At 43.7% G+C, this 20335-nt stretch carries 19 protein-coding genes and 1 pseudogene; 7 read left to right on the top strand and 13 right to left on the bottom strand.

Features of this window, described 5'->3' with window-relative positions:
- Nucleotides 1-13: 13 nt before the first annotated feature.
- The 4 genes from ACX17N_RS06420 to serA form a co-directional block, all read right to left on the bottom strand.
- Entirely contained in the window at nt 14-1099 is a 1086-nt protein-coding gene (locus ACX17N_RS06420) for a glycosyltransferase (RefSeq protein WP_458891719.1), read from the bottom strand.
- 181 nt (nt 1100-1280) lie between these two features.
- Nucleotides 1281-2171, bottom strand: a complete 891-nt coding sequence (locus tag ACX17N_RS06415; protein WP_458891718.1) for an EamA family transporter — start codon at nt 2169-2171, stop codon at nt 1281-1283.
- A gap of 70 nt (nt 2172-2241) precedes the next feature.
- Complete coding sequence (locus ACX17N_RS06410) at nt 2242-3147, bottom strand: EamA family transporter (RefSeq protein ID WP_458891717.1); 906 nt, start codon at nt 3145-3147, stop codon at nt 2242-2244.
- 292 nt (nt 3148-3439) lie between these two features.
- The gene (gene serA / locus ACX17N_RS06405; protein ID WP_458891716.1) at nt 3440-4672 is read right to left on the bottom strand and encodes a phosphoglycerate dehydrogenase; all 1233 of its coding nucleotides are present in this window, start codon (nt 4670-4672) and stop codon (nt 3440-3442) included.
- A 356-nt stretch (nt 4673-5028) separates the two neighbouring features.
- Between serA and ACX17N_RS06400 the strand changes: the two genes are divergently transcribed.
- Complete coding sequence (locus ACX17N_RS06400) at nt 5029-6438, top strand: FAD-binding oxidoreductase (protein ID WP_458891715.1); 1410 nt, start codon at nt 5029-5031, stop codon at nt 6436-6438.
- A 178-nt stretch (nt 6439-6616) separates the two neighbouring features.
- Nucleotides 6617-6988: a hypothetical protein gene (locus tag ACX17N_RS06395; protein WP_458891714.1), complete on the top strand. Its 372-nt coding sequence runs from the start codon at nt 6617-6619 to the stop codon at nt 6986-6988.
- A gap of 85 nt (nt 6989-7073) precedes the next feature.
- Here ACX17N_RS06395 and ACX17N_RS06390 read toward each other — a convergent pair whose 3' ends face one another.
- The gene (locus ACX17N_RS06390) at nt 7074-7646 is read right to left on the bottom strand and encodes a PAS domain-containing protein (protein ID WP_458891713.1); all 573 of its coding nucleotides are present in this window, start codon (nt 7644-7646) and stop codon (nt 7074-7076) included.
- 439 nt (nt 7647-8085) lie between these two features.
- On the opposite strand from ACX17N_RS06390, the gene ACX17N_RS06385 reads away from it, so the two are divergent.
- Nucleotides 8086-9423 carry an MFS transporter gene (locus tag ACX17N_RS06385; RefSeq protein WP_458891712.1) on the top strand — a complete coding sequence of 446 codons (1338 nt, stop codon included), beginning with the start codon at nt 8086-8088 and terminating at the stop codon, nt 9421-9423.
- A 275-nt stretch (nt 9424-9698) separates the two neighbouring features.
- Complete coding sequence (craA, locus tag ACX17N_RS06380) at nt 9699-10928, top strand: chloramphenicol efflux MFS transporter CraA (RefSeq protein WP_458891711.1); 1230 nt, start codon at nt 9699-9701, stop codon at nt 10926-10928.
- A gap of 76 nt (nt 10929-11004) precedes the next feature.
- On the opposite strand, the gene ACX17N_RS06375 is transcribed toward craA, so the two are convergent.
- Nucleotides 11005-11289, bottom strand: a complete 285-nt coding sequence (locus ACX17N_RS06375; protein ID WP_458891710.1) for a DUF3817 domain-containing protein — start codon at nt 11287-11289, stop codon at nt 11005-11007.
- Nucleotides 11290-11454: 165 nt separating this feature from the next.
- Nucleotides 11455-13608: a YccS family putative transporter gene (yccS, locus tag ACX17N_RS06370; protein WP_458891709.1), complete on the bottom strand. Its 2154-nt coding sequence runs from the start codon at nt 13606-13608 to the stop codon at nt 11455-11457.
- Nucleotides 13609-13731: 123 nt separating this feature from the next.
- Here yccS and ACX17N_RS06365 point away from each other — a divergent pair.
- Nucleotides 13732-14046: pseudogene (locus ACX17N_RS06365) on the top strand (Holliday junction resolvase-like protein); the annotation flags it as partial.
- A 37-nt stretch (nt 14047-14083) separates the two neighbouring features.
- Here ACX17N_RS06365 and ACX17N_RS06360 read toward each other — a convergent pair.
- Nucleotides 14084-14707 (bottom strand): class I SAM-dependent methyltransferase, encoded by a 624-nt coding sequence (locus tag ACX17N_RS06360; RefSeq protein ID WP_458891708.1) that lies wholly within the window; start codon nt 14705-14707, stop codon nt 14084-14086.
- Nucleotides 14708-14856: 149 nt separating this feature from the next.
- Here ACX17N_RS06360 and ACX17N_RS06355 point away from each other — a divergent pair, with 149 nt between their 5' ends.
- Nucleotides 14857-15417 (top strand): hypothetical protein, encoded by a 561-nt coding sequence (locus ACX17N_RS06355; protein WP_458891707.1) that lies wholly within the window; start codon nt 14857-14859, stop codon nt 15415-15417.
- Nucleotides 15418-15497: 80 nt separating this feature from the next.
- On the opposite strand, the gene ACX17N_RS06350 is transcribed toward ACX17N_RS06355, so the two are convergent.
- On the bottom strand, nt 15498-15830 hold the full coding sequence (locus tag ACX17N_RS06350; protein ID WP_458891706.1) for a HopJ type III effector protein: 333 nt from the start codon (nt 15828-15830) through the stop codon (nt 15498-15500).
- A 161-nt stretch (nt 15831-15991) separates the two neighbouring features.
- Here ACX17N_RS06350 and crcB point away from each other — a divergent pair, with 161 nt between their 5' ends.
- The gene (crcB, locus tag ACX17N_RS06345) at nt 15992-16375 is read left to right on the top strand and encodes a fluoride efflux transporter CrcB (protein WP_458891705.1); all 384 of its coding nucleotides are present in this window, start codon (nt 15992-15994) and stop codon (nt 16373-16375) included.
- A 91-nt stretch (nt 16376-16466) separates the two neighbouring features.
- On the opposite strand, the gene ACX17N_RS06340 is transcribed toward crcB, so the two are convergent.
- The 4 genes from ACX17N_RS06340 to ACX17N_RS06325 form a co-directional block, all read right to left on the bottom strand.
- Nucleotides 16467-16721 carry a type B 50S ribosomal protein L31 gene (locus ACX17N_RS06340; RefSeq protein WP_458891704.1) on the bottom strand — a complete coding sequence of 85 codons (255 nt, stop codon included), beginning with the start codon at nt 16719-16721 and terminating at the stop codon, nt 16467-16469.
- Nucleotides 16722-16822: 101 nt separating this feature from the next.
- Entirely contained in the window at nt 16823-18124 is a 1302-nt protein-coding gene (locus tag ACX17N_RS06335) for an ABC1 kinase family protein (protein WP_458891703.1), read from the bottom strand.
- Nucleotides 18125-18423: 299 nt separating this feature from the next.
- The gene (locus tag ACX17N_RS06330; protein WP_458891964.1) at nt 18424-19722 is read right to left on the bottom strand and encodes an MATE family efflux transporter; all 1299 of its coding nucleotides are present in this window, start codon (nt 19720-19722) and stop codon (nt 18424-18426) included.
- A 92-nt stretch (nt 19723-19814) separates the two neighbouring features.
- Nucleotides 19815-20276 (bottom strand): DMT family transporter, encoded by a 462-nt coding sequence (locus ACX17N_RS06325; protein ID WP_458891702.1) that lies wholly within the window; start codon nt 20274-20276, stop codon nt 19815-19817.
- Between the last annotated feature and the right edge of the window lie 59 nt (nt 20277-20335).

Raw genomic sequence — 20335 nt, 5'->3', positions numbered from 1 at the left:
TGCAAGGGCTTTTTTATTGATAAAAGCGCAAGTTGGCAATCAGTCGTGCTTCTTCAGAAGCTGGAAATTTCTGTTCCATGAATAATTTGAGAATGGCTTTTTTTCCGTCTTCTTTATATTGTGGGCAATAAGATGCAGCGACACTGAGTTCATCTAAGGCTCGCCAGGTATACACACTTTCATCGACAAATAAAATATCGCTTGGACGTCTAATTTGGCAAGCTTGCAAGGCAAATTGACAGGCTTGTGTAAATAAACGCTGCTCTCGATAATAGCGCGCCAGCTCATAGAGCGGTTCAGCACGTTGCGGGCGACTGACCCAAGCTTGTAAATAGGCATGTCGGATGTCTTCAGCAGGATGCTTCAACAGCTCCTTAAATTTCGCTGCGCGGAATTGTGCCAGCCAGCGCTCTTCTTCCCATCCTCCAGCTGCCGCACGGATTTGATAGGCTTCCAGCGCCTGCTCGGGTAAATGGGCATCTTGATAACTTTGAGCCAAGTAAAACTGATAACGCAGGTTCTCTGGCTCATCTTTAATGCCTTGTTTGAGTATTTCTATATCTTTGAGATAGGTAGAAGGATCGCGCCCGCGTGCGCCATCATGTTGCACGAAAATACGAGGTCCTGCTAAGAATTGCCAAGTATGTGGTGCTGTTGAATCGAGAAATTCATGTAAGACCCCTTTCCACACCCAGGGCAGTTTGGTTGAGACTAAGGCATTGAGTTGGTAACGAATGTTGCCATATATATATTCAAAATAGTAACCGGTGCCAGATAAGCTTCCCCATTGAAACTCTGGCTCGACCAATAGGGTTTGATCGGCATCAATAAACATTAAATAGTCGGCAGGAGGAAGGTCGCGAGCTTGTGCCAGTTGTAGGGCTTCGCTGCGATTAAAGCCAAAATTATGCCAAGGGCGTTCAAACAGCTGTCCAGGCATATCCTGCATAAAGTCTTGAATCAGTTGTTGTGTGCCATCGGTAGAGCCTGTATCGACAATTGCCCAAGAGTGAATCCAAGGTTTGACTGACTTTAAGCAGCGCAAAATCACGGCGGCTTCATTTTTGACAATCATATTAAGACGGATATGTGGCTGCATTATTGTACTGATCTTTTTAATGTTATTTTTATGATAGTAATTTTTAAGCCGCTAGAATTCAAGCACTCCGTCTTGAAGATGTGCCGCGTATTCCCAAGCCGCACACTCCCCGAGATGCGCTGAGCTTGTGAGCTGGACGATGCCAGCACAACAGGGTGGGGCTTGTAGATAACAGAATGAATTAGGCCATGGAGTCTTTGTTTTCAGTTTCTGGTGCAGTGCGACTGGCACGATAAGTCACCCCGACCGAAGCGGTCATAATGCAAATGAGCGCTAGGGTCTGCAACATGGTGATGTGTTCTTTGAGCAGGAGCATGCCTGCAATTGCAGCTAGGGCGGGAGATAAACTGGAGAGCGTGCCATAACTGAGTTTGCTGAGACGTTTGAGTGCCATTAAATCTAGGGTATAGGGAATGGCTGTTGCTAATAAGGCAATCATCAGCGCTTGTGGCCAATATTGGAATTGGACTAAAGCCTGTGGATTATGAACGGCATTGATTGGGAGCAGTACCAGTGTGGACAGCACAATGGCAATACTGAGTGCATGCATTCCGATATTTTGTCGAGCCACACGCTGTCCAAAATAAATATAAAATGCCCAGCAAATCCCCGCACCCAAAGCACAGGCAGCCCCGACATAAGAGAAGTTATGGGCTTGCGCATCCTGCCAAGGCACCATCAGGGCAATCCCTGCAATGGCGAGTCCGACCCAGATATAATCCCCTTTCTGTTTAATGGAGAGCAGGGCTAAGGTGAGTGGTCCTAAGAACTCTAAGCCGACGGCAATCCCTTGAGGTAATTTGCCCAAAGAGGCATAGAACAACACATTCATGACGCAGACCGCAGCACTATAAAACAGCAAATCACGCCATTTTAGATATGGTAGGCGCTGAATGATTCTCCATGAACGGAACATCAACACCACTAAAATGGAGGCAAAACTCAGACGTAAAGTGACCACTGTAAACGGGTCTAAGGCCTGCATGAGCTGTTTGGCAAAAGAGGCACTGACTTGATAGGCCAACATGGAAAGTACCATGAATAAGACCGCACTGAGTTGACTGTTGCGCATATGGCTTTTCTCGCTACATTTGGTCGCTGGGTCGGGGATGAAGTTGTCGAGATCGGCTGTTCCGCAAACCTCAATCGCCTTGGCTTGAAGATGCTAAACTGGTTGATTTCGTGCGTTTGGCTTGTTGCGTGGTATAGGTACAACCAATCGAAGCCATAATAATGGTGCTTAGGGCTAACCATTGTGTCCAGAGCAATTGTTCATTAAGGAAGACAAAACCCGACAATGCTGCAATTGCAGGCTCAAGACTCATTAAGGTTCCAAAGCTCATGGCGGTGAGGTTGCGCAGGGCAATCATTTCCAATGTAAAAGGCAGCGCACTTGCCAAAATAGCCAGAGCGACAAAATAAAATAAATGAGGAGGTTGGAAGACATTACTGGTCATGCCTGAAAACATTGCGATTGGCATTAAACACAACATGCCGACAAACATGCCTAAACACACCGTATGATTGCCTGAAATACCCGAAGGACGTTGCCCTGCAATAATATAAATCGCCCAACATGCTCCCGCGCCAAGCGCCAAGGCAATGCCAACCAAATCTAGCGATTGCGAGGCTTGGTCGAACGGAAATAATAAGATCAAGCCCAAAATGGCCATGCCGACCCAGAGCAGATCATATTTTTGTCGCGCATAATACAGGGCGACACTGAGTGGACCAATAAATTCAAATGAAACCGCAATACCCAGTGGTAGACGTTCAATGGAGAGGTAGAACAGACCGTTCATCCCTGCCAGTGCAATGCCATAGCTGAGAATCGAAGACCAGCGAACGCTTTTAAAGTTAATTTTCCAGATTTGAAAAATAATGGCCAGAATCAGCGCACCCAACAGCATACGCATGGCAGAAACCGTTAAAACAGGAAATTGCTGAAACAGGATTTTGGCTAAGGAACCGCTACTTTGCACACAGAGCATGGCAATAAAGAGCAGGAAAACCGCTTGTAAATAAGAAGGCGTTTTAAAATTCAGCATGAGTTAGAGGCATTTTGTTTTATATCGGATGGTCAATTTGTGTGTTTTTTTCAATCATAACATTGTGCAGTTGAAATAGCTCGTAGCGGATGAGCAATATCAACGCTTCATCATACAGTAAGATGAAGCAGCCAGAAGGCATGGCCATACTGAACTGAAACAAAATCGATCTATTCCCCATGGCAATAGATCGATTTTAAGCTGTGAAATGCTTTTTATTGACTCCATTAAGCGGAGGAGGGGTCAATAAAAAACCACAGACACAAGTCTGTGGTTTTTCACATCGAATAACTTAGAACAATACGCGAACGCGGATAGTGCCTTCAACGTGTTGCAAAGTATCCAGTGCTTCTTGAGATGCAGTTGCGTCAACATCCATCACTAAGTAGCCGACATCACCTTTGGTCATTAAAGACTGACCAGAGATGTTGATGCCGTGCTCAGCAAATAGGTTGTTGATTTTTGAAAGTACGCCCGGTATGTTTTTGTGAATGTGCAGTAAACGGTGTTTACCTTCAGTCAACGGCAAGGCGATTTCTGGGAAGTTCACTGCAGATAAAGTCATACCCTTGTCTGAGTAAGCCACGAATTTCTCTGCAACTTCTAAACCGATGTTTGCTTGCGCTTCCATGGTCGAACCACCCACGTGCGGTGTTAAAATCACGTTTGGTAGGTTACGTAATGGAGAAACAAATTCTTCACCATTGGCTTTAGGTTCTTTCGGGAATACGTCCACCGCAGCACCCGCAAGGTGACCTGATTTAAGCGCATCAGCCAAGTCTTCAATCACGACACATGTACCACGTGCCGCATTGATGAAGATTGAACCTTCTTTCATTTGCGCAAACTGATCTTTAGTCATGAAGTTACGCGTAGAAGGAACATCAGGTACGTGTAAAGAGACGACGTCTGCATTGGCAAGAAGTTCATTCAAGCTGCCGACTTGACGTGCATTACCTAAAGGTAACTTAGTCACTGTATCGAAATAGATGACTTTCATCCCCATGCTTTCAGCTAAAACTGAAAGTTGAGAACCGATTGAACCATAACCCACGATACCTAAAGTTTTACCGCGTGTTTCAAACGAACCTACAGCAGATTTGTTCCAGCCGCCTGCATGTGTATCTGTTGATTTTTCAGGTACACGACGAAGAAGGAGAATTGCTTCTGCTAATACCAGTTCAGCCACTGAACGAGTATTTGAGTATGGTGCGTTAAAGACTGGAATACCGCGAACCATCGCAGCATTTAAGTTCACTTGGTTGGTCCCGATACAGAAACAGCCCACCGCGATGAGTTTGTTTGCCGCTTCAAAAACTTCTTCAGTCAATTGAGTACGGGAACGAATACCAATGAAATGCGCATCTTTGATCGCTTCTTTCAACGCTTCACCCTCAAGCGCAGTTTTACGATAATCGATGTTGGTGTATCCAGCTGCATTTAAAGTGTCGACTGCGTTTTGGTGAACGCCTTCTAACAACAAGAAACGAATTTTATCTTTAGGCAGGGAAAGATGTTGGCTCATTACGGCTCCGCTACAAAGGCCAAATTTGGTGGCAGTATCATAGCATAGGACTAGGGGGGATATACATTTCCTTTATGACGCAGCAATCAGGTATTTTGGCGAAATATGCGTCACAACCTGTCGTGGTTGGTCTAACTAAGCCTGTAATTTACAAGGTAACCTGGTTAAAACGCGATTTTCTGCGGGTTTTGCTTAAAAATGGCTTATAATAATGCTCCGTGAAAAAATACGGTACAGATGGACTGTCCGTTACTTCACGCGCTGTCTAGTTATTGTTCCTTTGTTACCGCAGTTTCAGCTGAATAATGCATTAGATTCGACACCACTTGTTTACTTCATTGCAAGGTCTGAAAACGATGAATGCTCCAGTCGCTTTAACCCCAGAGTTGTTGACCCAATTGACCGAAATTGTTGGCGAAAACCGTATTAAAACGGATACCGATAGTCTGCAAAATTGGGGTCGGGATTATACCAAACACTTTGATCCAAACCCATCTGTGATCGTTTTCCCTGCAACGACGGAACAAGTTCAAGCCATTGTTCAACTTGCCAACCAATTCAATATTGCCGTGACTCCATCGGGTGGTCGTACGGGTTTATCTGCGGGTGCCGTGGCAGCCAATGGTGAAATCGTGGTGAGCATGGACAAAATGAACCAGATTCTGGAATTTTTCCCTGCCGACCGTATGGTCCGCGTACAAGCGGGTGTGGTGACTGAACAATTACAAAAATATGCTGAAGAACAGGGGATGTACTACCCAGTGGATTTTGCTTCTGCGGGTTCATCACAAATTGGTGGCAACATTGGTACCAATGCGGGCGGTATTAAAGTCATTAAATACGGCATGACCCGTAACTGGGTGTTGGGTTTAACTGTAGTAACAGGGAAAGGCGACATCTTACGTTTAAACAAAGGCATGATTAAAAATGCCACAGGTTATGCCTTACAGCATTTATTCATTGGTGGTGAAGGCACTTTAGGTCTGATCACTGAAGCGGAAATTAAACTTGAGCGCCAACCACAAGACTTACAAGTGATGGTGTTGGGTGTTCCTGATTTTGAAGCTGTGATGCCTGTACTGCATGCCTTCCAAGCGAAAATTGATTTAACTGCATTTGAATTCTTTGGTGAATTGGCAATGCAGAAAGTCTTGGATCATGGCCATGTACAACGTCCATTTGAAACCAAATGCCCATTCTACGTGTTACTTGAATTTGAAGCGCCGTTTGAGCCAATTATGGACAAGGCGATGGAAATTTTTGAGCACTGTATGGAACAGGGTTGGGTGCTGGATGGCGTGTTGAGCCAAAGCCTTGAGCAAGTAGAAAGCTTATGGCGTTTACGTGAAGACATTTCTGAGTCGATTGCGCCATTTACCCCATATAAAAATGACATTTCAGTTTTGATTACCCATGTGCCTGCATTTATTCAAGAAATTGATGCGATTGTGGCAGAAAACTATCCAGACTTTGAAATCTGCTGGTTTGGTCATATCGGTGACGGTAACTTGCACTTGAATATTCTGAAACCTGCGGATTTAAGCAAAGACGAATTCTTTGCGAAATGTCAGGTGGTGAATAAATACGTGTTTGATACTGTGAAAAAATATGATGGTTCGATTTCTGCCGAGCATGGCGTAGGAATGACCAAAAAACCATATTTGGAATATTCACGCAGTGCTGAAGAAATTGAATACATGAAAGCTTTGAAAAAAGTCTTTGACCCAAATGGTATTATGAATCCGGGTAAATTATTCGATTTATAATTTGATGATTGAATAAAACCAAAACACCGCGATGGTCACATTGCGGTGTTTTTTATTGTGCAACTCAAAAGTTCAAACCTTCAACCTCGAGCAATAAACGCTACATTGTTGCCATAGAGTTCTGTGCTTAAGCATTGCATTATGACGGGTATGTAACGATATCTATGGGGAATTTGTCATGTTGCGTTTAGTTTCGGTTTCAGCCTTATGTTTAGGTGTATTGGCAGGCTGTGCCACCACTCAGAATTTAGTCAATAAGGTCAGTAGTTCAGATACACCTTTGGCGCAAGTATTAAAACAACGTCCAGATTTGGTGAAAGAATTATCGACGGTGGAAATTCGTCAATTTTTTAATAGCGTAGAAGCACCAACGGCAGCCCAAGTCAAAGTGACTGAAACAGGTTTAATGGACGATTCAGTCCGTTCTATTCGTACCATTTATAGTTTTAAACATGTAGAGAATGACTGGAAATTGGTTGAAACCGAAAAATCGTATCAATGTATGCGCGGTAAAAACACCAAGACTTTCCAGACCAAACCGTGTCCTTGATTTGATTTAGTCGGTACCAATTAGATTGATTAAAGGCGTATTCAATTACGCCTTTTTTATAATTGAACCACTAGCATGCACAGAACTATTCAAGATGCGTCAGGTTATTTTGAATAATAATTTTAGAACTGAGTTCATGTTTAGAATGGACACCGAGTTTTTTCATCAAATTGGCTTTATGGACTTCTACGGTACGATGTGAGAGCGAAAGTTTGCGTGCGATTTCTTTGCAGGTTAATCCATTCACAATCAGTTGGGTAATTTCAGATTCACGTTTAGTGAGTTTTTGCTGGGTAATCAGCGGATGTTGTTCTTTACGCTCAAAATGCCAAACCATTAATTTAAACGGATCTTCAGGGGTGAGGGTTCTGCCATGGGTATGGGTCCAGAAAATTTCCCCACTTTTATGCTGCATGAAACGTTGATCTGAATAATACAGGCTATTTTTTTGCAACAGACTTTGTAAGGCAGCATGCCCGACCTTTTCGTAGTCCTCAATACTTGGAAAAATTTTGATGATGGATTGATTGATCAGTTCGGCACGTTCATAGCCAAACATCAGGGAAAAGGCATTATTCATTTCGACCATGTGCCGATTACTGAGCACGACAATTGGAGCTGGGCTAAACTCGAACGCCAATTTATTATAATTCATCATATTAAGTATCCTTACTTAGTATAATAAGTAATATAGTCACACAGCTAAAATTAGCAATTGTAAAAAATCACGCATTTATATATTTTTCATCGTTGAGTTGATTAAATTCTATCTTTAAGTCTTGATATTTAAAGTCAGATTTAAGGGGAAGATTTCGTATTTTTATTTCTAAAGCATTGTAATTAGATTATTTAATTAAAAGGAAAAACTACTTAAGTAATTAAGTATGTTGACTCAGCTAAAAAGCTAGACCACATTAGAAAAGTTGAATGAGTTGAGAATTGGAGAGTTTAATTTTTTTAAATATGACTTATCGAACGATTAAATAGAACTAAAGCAATAACAAAGTAAATCGAATCACTTTATTTAAAAAGTAATCAGGAACGATTCTTCATCTGTGATGACAGGGTAACAATACTTAAAAATGGAAGAGGTGAATATGGAGCAGCAACAAGGATCAGCTTCGCAAACGAAAAAGTCTTCGCATCGACTGGCGGGTATTTCCAGCATGGTCGGAACGACAATTGAATGGTATGACTTTTTTATTTATGGTGCTGCGGCAGCACTGATTTTCAATAAGCTTTTCTTTCCAAATCTTGATCCATTAACAGGCGTGTTGGCAGCCTTTGCCACCTATGCCGTAGGCTTTATTGGTCGCCCTTTGGGGGGGATTGTTTTTGGTCATTTTGGCGACAAGATTGGACGTAAAGCCATGCTGTTAACCACCCTGATTATGATGGGGATTCCTACAGTATTAATTGGTTTGTTACCTACCTATGAGAGTATTGGTTATTGGGCAACTTTCTTTTTAGTCGTGCTTCGCTTTATTCAAGGTATGGCAATGGGCGGAGAGTGGGGTGGTGCAGTGCTGATGGCGGTTGAACATGCACCCGAAGGCGGCAAAGGCTTCTGGGGAAGTTTACCGCAAGCCAGTGCAGGAGGAGGCTTACTCTTGGCTTCACTCGCCCTAGGTGCCGTGTCATTACTGCCTGAAGCGACGCTATTTAGTTGGGGCTGGCGTTTACCTTTTCTTGCCAGTATTTTGCTGCTTGGAGTCGGTTGGTATATTCGAGTTAAAGTACCTGAATCGCCAGATTTTGAAAAAGTTAAAGAACAGGCACAAGAAATTAAAGTGCCAGCGCTGCAGGTCTTTAAAAATCACCCGCGTGAGTTGTTGACTATTATTTTTGCACGTGCAGCAGAAAACGCTTGGTTTTATATTGCCTCTACTTTTGCGTTGGCTTATACCACCACTAAATTGGGAATTCCTCGTCAGGATATTTTATTTGCCACGATTTGCGGTGCAGGCTTAATTATGGTGATGACGCCGTTATGTGGGCATTTGTCTGATAAAGTGGGTCAACGCAATATGTTCATGTTTGGCTTGGTGTTATTGGCACTGTATTGTTATCCATTTTTCAGTATGTTGGATAGTAAAGATCCTGTCTTGGTTTGGACCGCTATTGTGCTGGCAATCGGTGTGGTATTTCCAATTATGTATGCTCCACAAGCTCAGTTATTTGCACGTCAATTTCCCGCGGAAATTCGATATAGTGGTATCTCAATTTCAGTACAATTTGCGGGTGTATTGGGTGGTGGTTTAGCTCCTCTCATTGCAACTAAATTATTGAGTATTGGAGACGGCAGTCCACATTTAATTATTAGCTATATTGCGGGTATGGCAGTTTTTGCAATTATCTGTTCTTTATTTATGAAGCCTGATCATCTAAATCGAAAAAAAGATCCGCTTAAAGTCAAAACCGAAATCTCGGCTTAATCTACAAAACAAAACTACAATTCCCAAGCTATAAACTGCTAAACTACACCCACTTGACCTAGTGGGTGTACTAGCTTGAGTGATAAAAATCTCACAACTGAAATAGCTTGATCTGTCTTAGACACCTTGTGAATACGGTGTATTAAGCCGCTAAACCTTAGCGCATTTTAAAAACGTAATTTATTAATTCTCTCAGTGCTGGTCATTGGGCTAACGCTTATCTCCCAAAAAATAGTGTCAGCCTGCGACTAGACCATAAAGATATGTAGAAAATAATGCAAAAAGTTCAAACCACCACGTTGAACCGCGCAACGCTGATGTTTCCTTTGGCGTTGGTGCTGTTCGAGTTTTCCGTCTATATCGGCAATGATTTAGTGCAACCCGCCATGCTCGCCATCACCAAAGAATTTGGCGTCAGCAGCAGTTGGGCACCCTCATCTATGTCTTTTTATTTGCTGGGTGGCGCTTGTGTGGCATGGCTGTTGGGTCCATTATCCGACCGATTGGGACGAAAAAAAGTCCTGCTCACTGGGGTACTGTTTTTTAGTATCTGTTGCTTACTGATTTTGCTCACCCAAAATATTGAACAATTCCTTGCCCTGCGCTTTTTACAGGGTATTGGCTTAACCGTGATTTCTGCCGTGGGTTATGCCGCTATTCAGGAAACCTTTGCAGAGCGCGATGCCATTAAAGTCATGGCGCTGATGGCCAATATTTCCTTGCTTGCTCCATTGTTGGGTCCCGTGTTAGGTGCCTTCCTGATTGACCATGTGTCATGGCATTGGGGTTTTATCGGCATCGCATTATTGGCTTTTCTCAGCTGGTTTGGCTTAAAAGCCAACATGCCCGCAACCCAGCAAACTGTGGTGAAACAGCCACTACGCTATATTCTGTCTGACTTTAAAAAAGTCTATCAAAATCGGCGTTTTCTCGGCTTAACTTTGGCCTTGCCCATGGTCAGTATGCCATTAATGTTGTGGATTGCACTTTCCCCCGTGATGTTGGTGGAAGAATTAAAGCTCAGCAGTTTGCAATACGGTTTAGCACAATTCCCAGTATTGGGCGGGTTGATTGCGGGCAATTTGGTGCTGATTAAAATCATTGACCGACTGGCCTTAGGAAAAACCGTGATGATCGGTTTACCAATTATGCTGCTGGGCACACTGCTGATTTTGGCTGGGATGTTCTGGCAGGAGTATTTCCTGATTAGCCTGATCGTCGGTATGACCCTAATTAGCTTTGGCGAGGGGATTAGTTTTTCGGTGCTGTACCGTTTTGCGCTGATGTCTTCAGAAGTGTCAAAAGGTACTGTAGCTGCTGCGGTGTCAATGCTGCTGATGTTTAGTTTCTTTTTTATTATTGAACTGGTGCGTATTTTGTATGCGCAGTACCATTTAATTGCTTATAGCTTGGCATGTTTTGTCTTGATTGCACTGTGGTTTAGTTTTCCACGACGCATGTTGCAGCAAGTTTTGCGGGAACGACACGCCAAAGGCGAGTTCTAACTGGGCTTGAAGACTCAGAGTCAAACAGGCTATTGATGCCTGTTTGACCAGTTTTGTTGCCACAATATGGCATCAATTATGATTCAAATTTCTTGAGTTTATGATCAAATACAAAAGGGCCAAACGGCAAAATAGAGGCAATCAAGCCAAGAATAAACATTTTAATTGACCATTTCTGTTTTTCGCAGACCGCAAACAGCACCACCAAAAATAGAATAAATAAAACACCGTGTCCCATTCCGACGAATTTCACCAAAATCGGATTGCCCCAGATATATTTTAAAGGCATGGCAATAAATAGGAGCAGAAGAAAAGATAAGCCTTCCAGAAAACCAACAACGCGTAAGGTTTTAATATTCATATTCAAAACAATAAAATTGAGAATGAATCTCGATTCTAGCTGAATCGGGCGAATCTTTATACATAAAAAGTGACTGAAAGGGCTGAATTTTTCCATCTCATACAGCTGCAAGTCTGGTCTGCTCGAGAGTTGCAGAGGTGGTCATGGCTTGTAGCGCAGTCGGTTTTACTTAATTTCAAGTGCCAATAAGCGTTGTTTGAGCTTGAGCAGTTCCGGCAAGGTTTCCAGTAACAGACTCATTTGTTTGAGTACCAATTGCCAATGTTCAGAAAGTTCTACTGCTTGGCTAATGGACTGAATCTCTTCCAGTTGATGTTGTATCTGTTGTTGATCTAGATGGTGTTGCTGAATCAAACTGTTGTTTAGGGTGTGTAAACACCATTGCAACAGTTCGAGTATTTTTGGGTCATGTAGCTGTTCGCGATGACTGCCCAAGGCAGAAATATAGCTGAGTTGACTATGACTGTAGACCAAATAGCGAAAAGCCTGCTGAATCAGTTCTGGATTAGGCTGCGGTTCAGTACTCAGACTGGAAATCATGCTGGACAGTTCAATTTGCGCATTATGTGCAAGGCGCCGAGCTTTACGATAGTTGATGCTGTTATTTTTGCCCTGTTGATATTGCTGCACAATGGCAGCGAAGTAATCTAAAGTGGCCTGACTACTATTTTGAATATTTTTAGAAATATTGCGAAAATTCCAGTCTGGCCAAATGGCATTGACTGCAAACCATGCAATCAAACAGCCAAGTAGGGTATCAATAATACGCGGTAAGATAATTTCATAACCGGCACCTTTCAGGTTAAAAATTAACAACACCATCAGGGTCGCCATGAGCGTGGCAATCGCATATTTTTGCGAGCGTAAATAGAAAAAGGCCACGCCACATATAATGGTGAGAATCAGTTGCCCTTCAATACTGGGTACAAAATACAGTAGCGGAACCCCTAAAATAACCCCGAGCAAGGTGCCCAAAGTTCTCAGTTTTAAACGGCTTTTGGTGGCAAAATAACTGATCTGACAGACAAATAAACTGGTCAATAAAATCCAGTAGCCATTTTTGGCAAAGGGTAACAAAGAAATGGCATAGCCCACGGCAAATACAAATGCAATGCGGACTGCATGTCGAAACAACGCAGATTGAGGCGTTAAATGTTGGCGTAGCTTCAGCCATAAGTCCTGTAGACCGTGAATGTCATCATCCAGCAGATTTAAATTGTCTTGATGTGCAGAATAATGCTGCTGGTAATGGTCTTGTTCAATCGTGAGATTGGCAAACTGATCTTGTACATTACGTAAATTTCGCAGCACCAAGCCCAAGTTTTTCACTTCAATATTATGTGGATGGTCCTGAATCCAACTGTGCATCGAGCTTTCCAAATGGGCTAGAGCCACGGCATGCGAGGGATCCAGCTGAAAAGTCTGTTGCTGTAAGATGGCTGTAGCCAATTGTTGGCAAGAATTGGCTTGCAGTCGAATATTTTTCTGAATCCGAAAAATCAGGTCGGTACGGCTAAAGTTGCGATGAATATTTTCATAATGCAGATAATTCGATGTGGCTTGTTCATGAATATCTTGCGCCAGAAAATAGAGATTGAGCCAGTAAATGGTTTTTTGATTGGCACGGGATGCCTTTAAACGGGTCAGCAGCGAGGCTTTGCACTGGTTTAAGCGTTGGACCACCTGCGCATTTTGCAGCGAGACCGCATACAGTAAAGTTTCTACATTCTCGATATTGTCGGGGTCAAATAGTCGGGCTTTGGCCTGTAATAACGTGGCCAGTTGCTGAAAACTCTGTGCCAAATTGTCCTGCACGGCCTGAGTCGGTTTGAGTAAGTAAAACAGTATGGAACTGAAGCCATACCAGAGGGCACCTAAGACAAAATAATAGGGCTGTTGATACCAGACTTGATATTCGCCCAGTCCAAACATGGTGTAAATGGACAGCAAGATCGTGCCAAAAGAAATGGTGGCATAACGTTGCCCCAAGGCGCCCATTAAAATCAGGGCAGCACTGGATAAGGATAAATACAGAATAAAGAGAAGTTTATAAGGGGCAAGAAATTCGAGAATACTGCTGACGCTAAAAAATAAAATGCAGACATAGAGCAGATTACGCAGGCGAATACTGAGTCGATCATCAAAATCGGTTAGGGCTGCGGCAATTGCCCCCAAGGTTACAGGGACAATCAGCGTCTCATAGCCGAAATAATATAAGCCGAGCGTGGTTCCAGTCAGCACAATCAGGATGTGTAGGCAATACACCAGAATAGAATTGGAGAAAAAAGCACGTAACAGCGGACTTATGGGATTCACCATGTTGTTCTTTATCGGTGTTATCGTTTTCCGCTAGCCTGACGTTTTTTAGTCAGGCTGTCAATTCTTGAATCCTGCATTTGCGTTGCTTCGGATGCAATGCCACGATTGAATAACTGGTGTGATCAGGAGCGCAGTGTCAACACCAGTCGCGCAGTGCTCAAAGGCAAAATGGCGGAACAACTGGCCCCCATTTTACCTGAATTTCAGTATTTACCCAGTGATGCCAAGTTTTTGGGTGACCCTATCGACTATGTGGTATTCGATGGCTATACCGATTTACGTGATGGGCAGGGTAAAGTCGAAGATGTCGAGATTGTATTGATTGACATTAAAAGTGGCGGAGCTCGCTTAACCAAAGGGCAGCAGGCGATTGCCCATGCGATTCAACACGGACGAATTCGTTTTGAAACCATCCGTATCGACTTTGAGGATAGCTAAAAATAGCTTTTGTGACCTTAAACCAACGCATGTTGTTCTATCGTTTTTGCGCCCGCGCCAAGAGCATTTGCTGTCCTATTTTCGGAATACCTTCGGCATAAAAATAAGCATAATCGACTAGCTGAAAACCGGCTTTACTTAATGCCAGTTCCACATTCCGATTTAAGTGACAGCCATCGGCCAAACGTTTCTGAATCGGGGTGATGAGATGTTGCAGTTGGCGGATCCCTTTTTTCTCGGTATTCAGTACATGCTCGACCAAGTGCAAGCACCCATTCGGTTTCAGTACGCGGTGGATTTCGGCCAAGACCTGTCCCAGTTGCTGCACACTGCATAAGGTCCATGTACTGACCACATGGTCGATACTTTGTGCGGCTAAGGGAATCTGTTCGGCACTGGCCTGTAAATGCTGAATGGGGAAGTTGCATGTAAAAATACGTTGGGCTGCCAGTTTAAAAAGATCTTGATTGGGTTCAAGCGCATATAAATGTTCGACATTTTGGTAGAACGCGAGGTTAATGCCTGTGCCAAAACCGATTTCTAAGACTTGCCCTGATACTGGTAATAAGAGTTCACGACGTCGATCCATCAAACTCGGGGTCTGCATGACCTGATTCAGTAGATGCGGAAAAATCTGTTGTTGATAAAACTGATAAAGCATAAGGTTCAGATTCCACCTTTAAAGGCTGCGAAAGTTCAGTCAGTGTGACCAAACTCTTCATGATTGTTACCAATTCTGCAAATTTTAAGCTGTAATTCAGGCGTATGATTAAAACTAGAACAGGATGAAATGCATTGCAAGAGGTGGTCATGAACATTCGACTCGCAGCCCTATTAGTATGTGCCAGTATTTTGAGTACGGGCAGCTATGCATCTTCTGCGGAATATAATATTGCCAAAGGGCTTCCTCCCATAGCCAAGGATCAATCTATTTCGGTACTCAAAGCTTTTAAAGGGGATTTTCGGATTCTGGGGTCTAAAACCTATACGGATGATGAGCAAGCCAAGTTTTCCCCGATTGATTATGCGGTGAGTTGGGGGCTGTTTGCCGAACCTGAAATTGCGCGGCATATTTCGGTGAATCAGTATGATCGCTATTTAAACTGGAAAATGGATAAAGTTCCTGTGCCGACCGAGCAAGCCATGCAAATGGTGTCGAATATGCATATTATTCCTGCCAATCCGCAAGTCGCGCAGCAGATTCAACAGGTTCGACGTGGTGATTTGGTACGTTTACGAGGGGAACTGGTCGAAATTAAAGACAAAGATCTGGTGTGGCGTTCATCTTTAACCCCGACGGATACGGGGGATGGCGCATGTGAGTTGTTTCGCGTCAGCTCGATTGTCTGGATTGAAAAAGTTAAAGGTTAAAGCAATTGATGGCACTGCTTGGCTGAATTGATCATAACAATCAAACATCAGTTGGAGCAGTGCCTGAGCAGAAACTGAAATTATTTTGCCGTTAGCGCCTGACCTTCAAATTGAATGCCCGCCCAACCTTGCTGCATGAATTGACGGATATTTTGGTGATCTGTGCCTTCTGGCGTTGCCAATACTGCGGCATAGTGCTCTGCAAATAAAGACAAGGTTTGTTCTGGATTCAAATCATTGAGCTGAGCAAAGGAAAACACTTTGGCACTGCCTTGGTTTTCAGTTGCGGCATTGTGCTGTTGACCATTTTTAAATGCCGTTGGGGTGTGGGTATAACGTGCTTCAATATACGCCAATACATCGGCAAATTTTGCTTCGCCTGCCTGTAATTGTGCTAGTAAGTCCTGAGCCATAATGTCCTCAAACACAGTGAAAATGGGTTCTGACTATAGCAAGTTTTGCCAAAAGCTAAATGATTTTTCTGGACTAAATTCTCTACTGCAGCGGGACAGACGTTGACAATTAACTTGATGCAGAGCATAACAGGGAGGATTTAATTTTTGATGATCAAGACATGAATTGGCTGTTAGTGGCTCTGGGCGGCGCAATCGGGGCTGTTTCTCGTTATGGTTTGGGCAGTATTCTCGTTAAATCCAGTGCAACGTTTCCGTGGGCAACTTGGTACATTAATCTACTCGGCTGCTTCTTGGCGGGCGTATTTTTTGCTTGCAGTCAGCACTATCCCGCTTTACAAAATAATGCCCGTTTATTTTTAATGGTCGGCATTTTGGGGGGCTTTACCACTTTTTCTAGTTTTGGCCTAGAAACGTTTAATTTAATGCGTGAAGGTCAACTCATGTTGGCTGTGAGTTATGCTCTGTCGAGTGTGATTCTCGGTATTCTCCTGCTTGCGGTTGGTTATTTTATTTTTTCCTCTCTCTTCGCGTTGAAAGCCTAGGCATAAAAAAAGAAGTCTAAGTGGAGGATAGGGACTTAGACTTCTGAATAGTTGTAGTCTAGAAGGTCAAACTTAAAACAAGATTAATTGCTTAGCCTTTACGCTGAAAGCGTGCGAAGCGTTTATTGAAGCTCGCCACACGACCTTCATTACTGGCTTGACGCACTTCACCAGTATAAAACGGATGTGATGCACTGGAGATATCGAGCGTGACATAAGGATAGCTTTTGCCTTGGTATTCGCGGTGTTGTGCGCTTTGTAATGTACTGCCAATAATAAAGTAAGCATCGGCATTGGTGTCGTGGAACAGTACTTCACGGTATTCAGGATGGATATTGGGACGCATGGTCAAGCTCCTCAGTTGTCATTAGTTGTTATGTTATAATATAACATATGTAGGCCAAATAAAAAGACCCATGTTGCCATCGGTCTTTTCATCGCACGGGATCAGTCTTGCGGGCTAGGGACTAAGGCTTCAAATACATCATTTAAATCGTCATTTACTTTTAAATGAACCAGATTCCAATAATGTCCTGAAACTGTTCGGTTCACCATGAGGGTATAAGGGGAAGGTTTAAACACATCCCAATATTTCAATGAAGATTTCACCAGTTCCATACCATCATAATTGGCGGAATTTTCTGCAAAGTCATAATGCGTGGTCAGTGGACGCATCAGCACTTCCAGCCAAGCGGTATATAAGTCTTTTGGAAATTTCCCCAGTTCGGCAATGGCATGTAGGGCATCCAGCTGAAGTTCGATTTCTGCAATGTCCTGCCGACGTGCCGCCTGAATCAATTGCTTGAAGTGATGCACAATGTCATTGGACAAGACTTTGACCCCGCCGTAGTCGTAAATAATCACACTGCCATCTTCACGGAAGGCAAAGTTACCCGGATGAGGGTCACAGTGAAAACGCTTCAGATAGAAAATCTCTTGTCCGATGGCACGCAGTAGACGACGCCCCAACGCATTGCGGGTGTCTTGTGACCATGTGCTGGCGGTTTCGATGCTTTCACCTGCTTCAAGACTTAAAGTCAAAATATGCCGTGAGGAATAGTCCGGATAGACTTTGGGAATAATAATTTTACTGTCGAGCTTTTCGTGAAAGGTTCGTGCAACTTCTAAATTTTGCGCTTCAATCTGGTAATTCAGCTCATTGTCTAGGCTGGTTTGAATTTCCTGAAATAGACGATCCTGAAGTTTGCGGTCAACTTTTAATACGCCCATAAGACGTAGCGCAAGTCGAATTTGTTTCAGGTCACTTTCACAGGCTTCATCCACCCCAGGATATTGCACCTTGACCACCACCTGTTCGCCATGCGGCAACAGGGCTTTGTGTACTTGACCAATCGAGGCTGCTGCAAAGGGTTGCTCATCAAAATGCTTAAAGATTTGTTCCAGCGGTTTGCCCAGCTCTTTTTCGACCTGTTGTTTAATTTCGGCAAAGGGCATGGCGGGTGCTTGACGTTGTAGCTTGGCAATGGCACGTGCCACTTCTGGCGGGAAAATATCTTTATATTGCGAGGCAATTTGACCGACTTTCATCACCGCGCCTTTCATTTCTCCCAGCGTGTCTGCAATTTGTATCCCAATGTCCTGAAAGAGCTTACTACGTGCTGCATTTTTTTGTTCTTCATCGGCATTAAAGTTTTTAATCGAATTGGACACGGTTTTGGTGGCAATACTTGCAGTCATGCTGGCAAGTTTCATAAAGCGACGACCAGATGTATGAGTCGTTTTAGCCATGCAGTATTCCTCGGAAAATCTCGGTCTGGGGGAGTTTTGATCATAGGCGCTAAATTTGAATTTGCCTATTTTAAATTGTTAATAATGCGTATACAGGATTTGGCATAGGGAGCATGCAGTCTTGAAGATGCCGAGAGTGGTGGGATTTTTTATTGGATGGGACGTATGAAAGGCTGGCAGAAAAGCCGCAGATCAGATGATAAACATGAGTGGTGATTTGTATTGCGACAACAGCGCAGCAGAATAAGACGGTCTGCAATGACCTTGAGCGCGAGGCTCAAGGTCATAGTGAGGATGGGTTAAGTCGACTGTTTTAGACGATGGTTATTTAGATATAAACGGCTGAGCAAGAGCACACAAGCAACGCTTAAACCGACAATCAAGCCGACCCAAACCCCTGCGGCTTGCATACTGGTAAAACGGGCTAGATAAATGCCGACGGGGAAGGCCACCACCCAATAAGCCAGCATGGTAATCCACATGGGACCTTTGGTGTCTTGCATTCCGCGTAAGCAACCTGCGGCACTCACTTGCCAAGCATCCATCAGCTGATAGGCAATCGCGAACAACACCAAGTACATGGCAATCTGTGCGACATCGTAATCTGAAGTGTAGATGGCAATAATTTCAGCCCTAAAAATCCATAATAACAACATGGTCATAAGGGCAAAGCAGGTTCCCGCAGCCAGTCCAACCAATTGCACTCTATGCATCGCAGGCCAGTTTTTTTCCCCATAATAGGTGCCGACACGGATGGTTAGTGCAATGGCCAGAGACATGGGGATCATGAACAACTGCGAAGTAATTGAAATTGCAATTTGGTGGGCGGCCACAATGGTATCGCCCAAGGGGCTAAGAATAATGGCAGCGGTGCTGAAAATACTGACTTCAAAGAAAATGGCTAAACCAATGGGTAAACCCAGTTTTAAAATGCGTTTTACCCAATACTGATCCAGTTTTTCCCACAGGGCAAACACCTGCGTGGATTTATAGGCACTGCTTTTGTAAATGTAAGTGGCAAGGGTCAAGAACATCAGCCATTGTAAAATGGCGGTGGCAAAACCACAGCCAGCACTGCCCAGTTCCGGCACAGGTCCTAAACCATACATAAAGACAAAATTGAGAGGAATTAACACCACAAGGGCAATCAGACTAATTGCAGTGACTGGGCGCGGGTAGCCTAAAGCCTCCGAGTAGCCTCGTAAAGCGGCATACATGGTGACTGCGGGCATACCAAAACCAATGGCATGTAAGAACAGACTGGCTTTGGCTTGCAAGCTTTCAGGCACGCCAAAAACTGGCAGTAAAAATGGCATCAGCTGTAAAATCAGTCCTGCAATCACGCCCAAAATAAACGCCACCCATAAGGACTGACGCGCAATTGTGGCAATTTTCTCAGGTGTTCGCGCCCCTTTGGCTTCCGCCACCAACGGGGTGGTGGCAATCATGATGCCGCTAAACAGCAGCATCACTGGAATCCATAAGCCGACACCCACCGCAATGGCTGCCAAATCTGTCGCAGATAGATGCCCTGCCATAATGGTGTCAATTAAACCCAAACCAGCTTGGGCAAACTGCGTCACCAAAATGGGCAACATTAAATGGAAAAGTTGTTTTAATTCATAACGGGTAGAGGTGACATTCGACACAAAAATTACTCATCTTCATTATGTGCTTGGTCAGAATAAATTCAGCGTTGTAAAGTGAGAAGCACACCAATAAAAATTACGACGCCACCAAGTAAACGCTGCCAATTTACAGGCGTTTTGTCGGTACCAAGGAGACCAAAATGGTCAAAGATCATCGAGGTCAGGATTTGACCAAAAATAACCAAACCTGAAAACGTGAGAAAACCTAATTTAGGGGCAGTATAGATGCTAATACTGATGGCATAAACCCCTAGACATCCCCCAAGCCATAAGTACCATGGAATACTGGAAAAATCTTGTAAATGGGGTTTGCTGACTGGCTGTAACAGCACCAGCAGGGCCAAGACAAGGGTACCGATACAAAATGACAGCAGTGCGGCTTGTAGCGGGGAATATAAATGCTCTCTTAACTGCGCGTTAATTGCGGTTTGAAAGGTCATGGCAATGCCAATACCGAAAGCCAGCGGCAAGAAAAACAACAAGTGACCCGATATTTTCATCATTTTAAACCATTCATTCTTCTTATCTTTTTATCAGTCTAATGCAAATACCTACAGATTTC

Source organism: Acinetobacter sp. GXMZU3951 (assembly GCF_054457875.1).
Note: the sequence above shows the minus strand (reverse complement) of the source record. Positions and strands in the feature narration are given on the sequence as shown.

Bases quoted from the DNA above. Each gene is read 5' to 3' on its own strand.
- ACX17N_RS06355 (WP_458891707.1), top strand. From the start codon at position 14,857: ATGAACATTCGACTCGCAGCCCTATTAGTATGTGCCAGTATTTTGAGT.
- ACX17N_RS06340 (WP_458891704.1), bottom strand. From the start codon at position 16,721: ATGCGTCCCAATATCCATCCTGAATACCGTGAAGTACTGTTCCACGAC.
- ACX17N_RS06335 (WP_458891703.1), bottom strand. From the start codon at position 18,124: ATGGCTAAAACGACTCATACATCTGGTCGTCGCTTTATGAAACTTGCC.
- ACX17N_RS06400 (WP_458891715.1), top strand. From the start codon at position 5,029: ATGAATGCTCCAGTCGCTTTAACCCCAGAGTTGTTGACCCAATTGACC.
- ACX17N_RS06360 (WP_458891708.1), bottom strand. From the start codon at position 14,707: ATGCTTTATCAGTTTTATCAACAACAGATTTTTCCGCATCTACTGAAT.
- ACX17N_RS06330 (WP_458891964.1), bottom strand. From the start codon at position 19,722: ATGTTGCCCATTTTGGTGACGCAGTTTGCCCAAGCTGGTTTGGGTTTA.
- ACX17N_RS06415 (WP_458891718.1), bottom strand. From the start codon at position 2,171: ATGCGCAACAGTCAACTCAGTGCGGTCTTATTCATGGTACTTTCCATG.
- serA (WP_458891716.1), bottom strand. From the start codon at position 4,672: ATGAGCCAACATCTTTCCCTGCCTAAAGATAAAATTCGTTTCTTGTTG.
- yccS (WP_458891709.1), bottom strand. From the start codon at position 13,608: ATGGTGAATCCCATAAGTCCGCTGTTACGTGCTTTTTTCTCCAATTCT.
- crcB (WP_458891705.1), top strand. From the start codon at position 15,992: ATGAATTGGCTGTTAGTGGCTCTGGGCGGCGCAATCGGGGCTGTTTCT.
- ACX17N_RS06410 (WP_458891717.1), bottom strand. From the start codon at position 3,147: ATGCTGAATTTTAAAACGCCTTCTTATTTACAAGCGGTTTTCCTGCTC.
- ACX17N_RS06390 (WP_458891713.1), bottom strand. From the start codon at position 7,646: ATGATGAATTATAATAAATTGGCGTTCGAGTTTAGCCCAGCTCCAATT.
- ACX17N_RS06420 (WP_458891719.1), bottom strand. From the start codon at position 1,099: ATGCAGCCACATATCCGTCTTAATATGATTGTCAAAAATGAAGCCGCC.
- ACX17N_RS06385 (WP_458891712.1), top strand. From the start codon at position 8,086: ATGGAGCAGCAACAAGGATCAGCTTCGCAAACGAAAAAGTCTTCGCAT.
- ACX17N_RS06350 (WP_458891706.1), bottom strand. From the start codon at position 15,830: ATGGCTCAGGACTTACTAGCACAATTACAGGCAGGCGAAGCAAAATTT.
- ACX17N_RS06395 (WP_458891714.1), top strand. From the start codon at position 6,617: ATGTTGCGTTTAGTTTCGGTTTCAGCCTTATGTTTAGGTGTATTGGCA.
- ACX17N_RS06375 (WP_458891710.1), bottom strand. From the start codon at position 11,289: ATGAATATTAAAACCTTACGCGTTGTTGGTTTTCTGGAAGGCTTATCT.
- craA (WP_458891711.1), top strand. From the start codon at position 9,699: ATGCAAAAAGTTCAAACCACCACGTTGAACCGCGCAACGCTGATGTTT.
- ACX17N_RS06325 (WP_458891702.1), bottom strand. From the start codon at position 20,276: ATGATGAAAATATCGGGTCACTTGTTGTTTTTCTTGCCGCTGGCTTTC.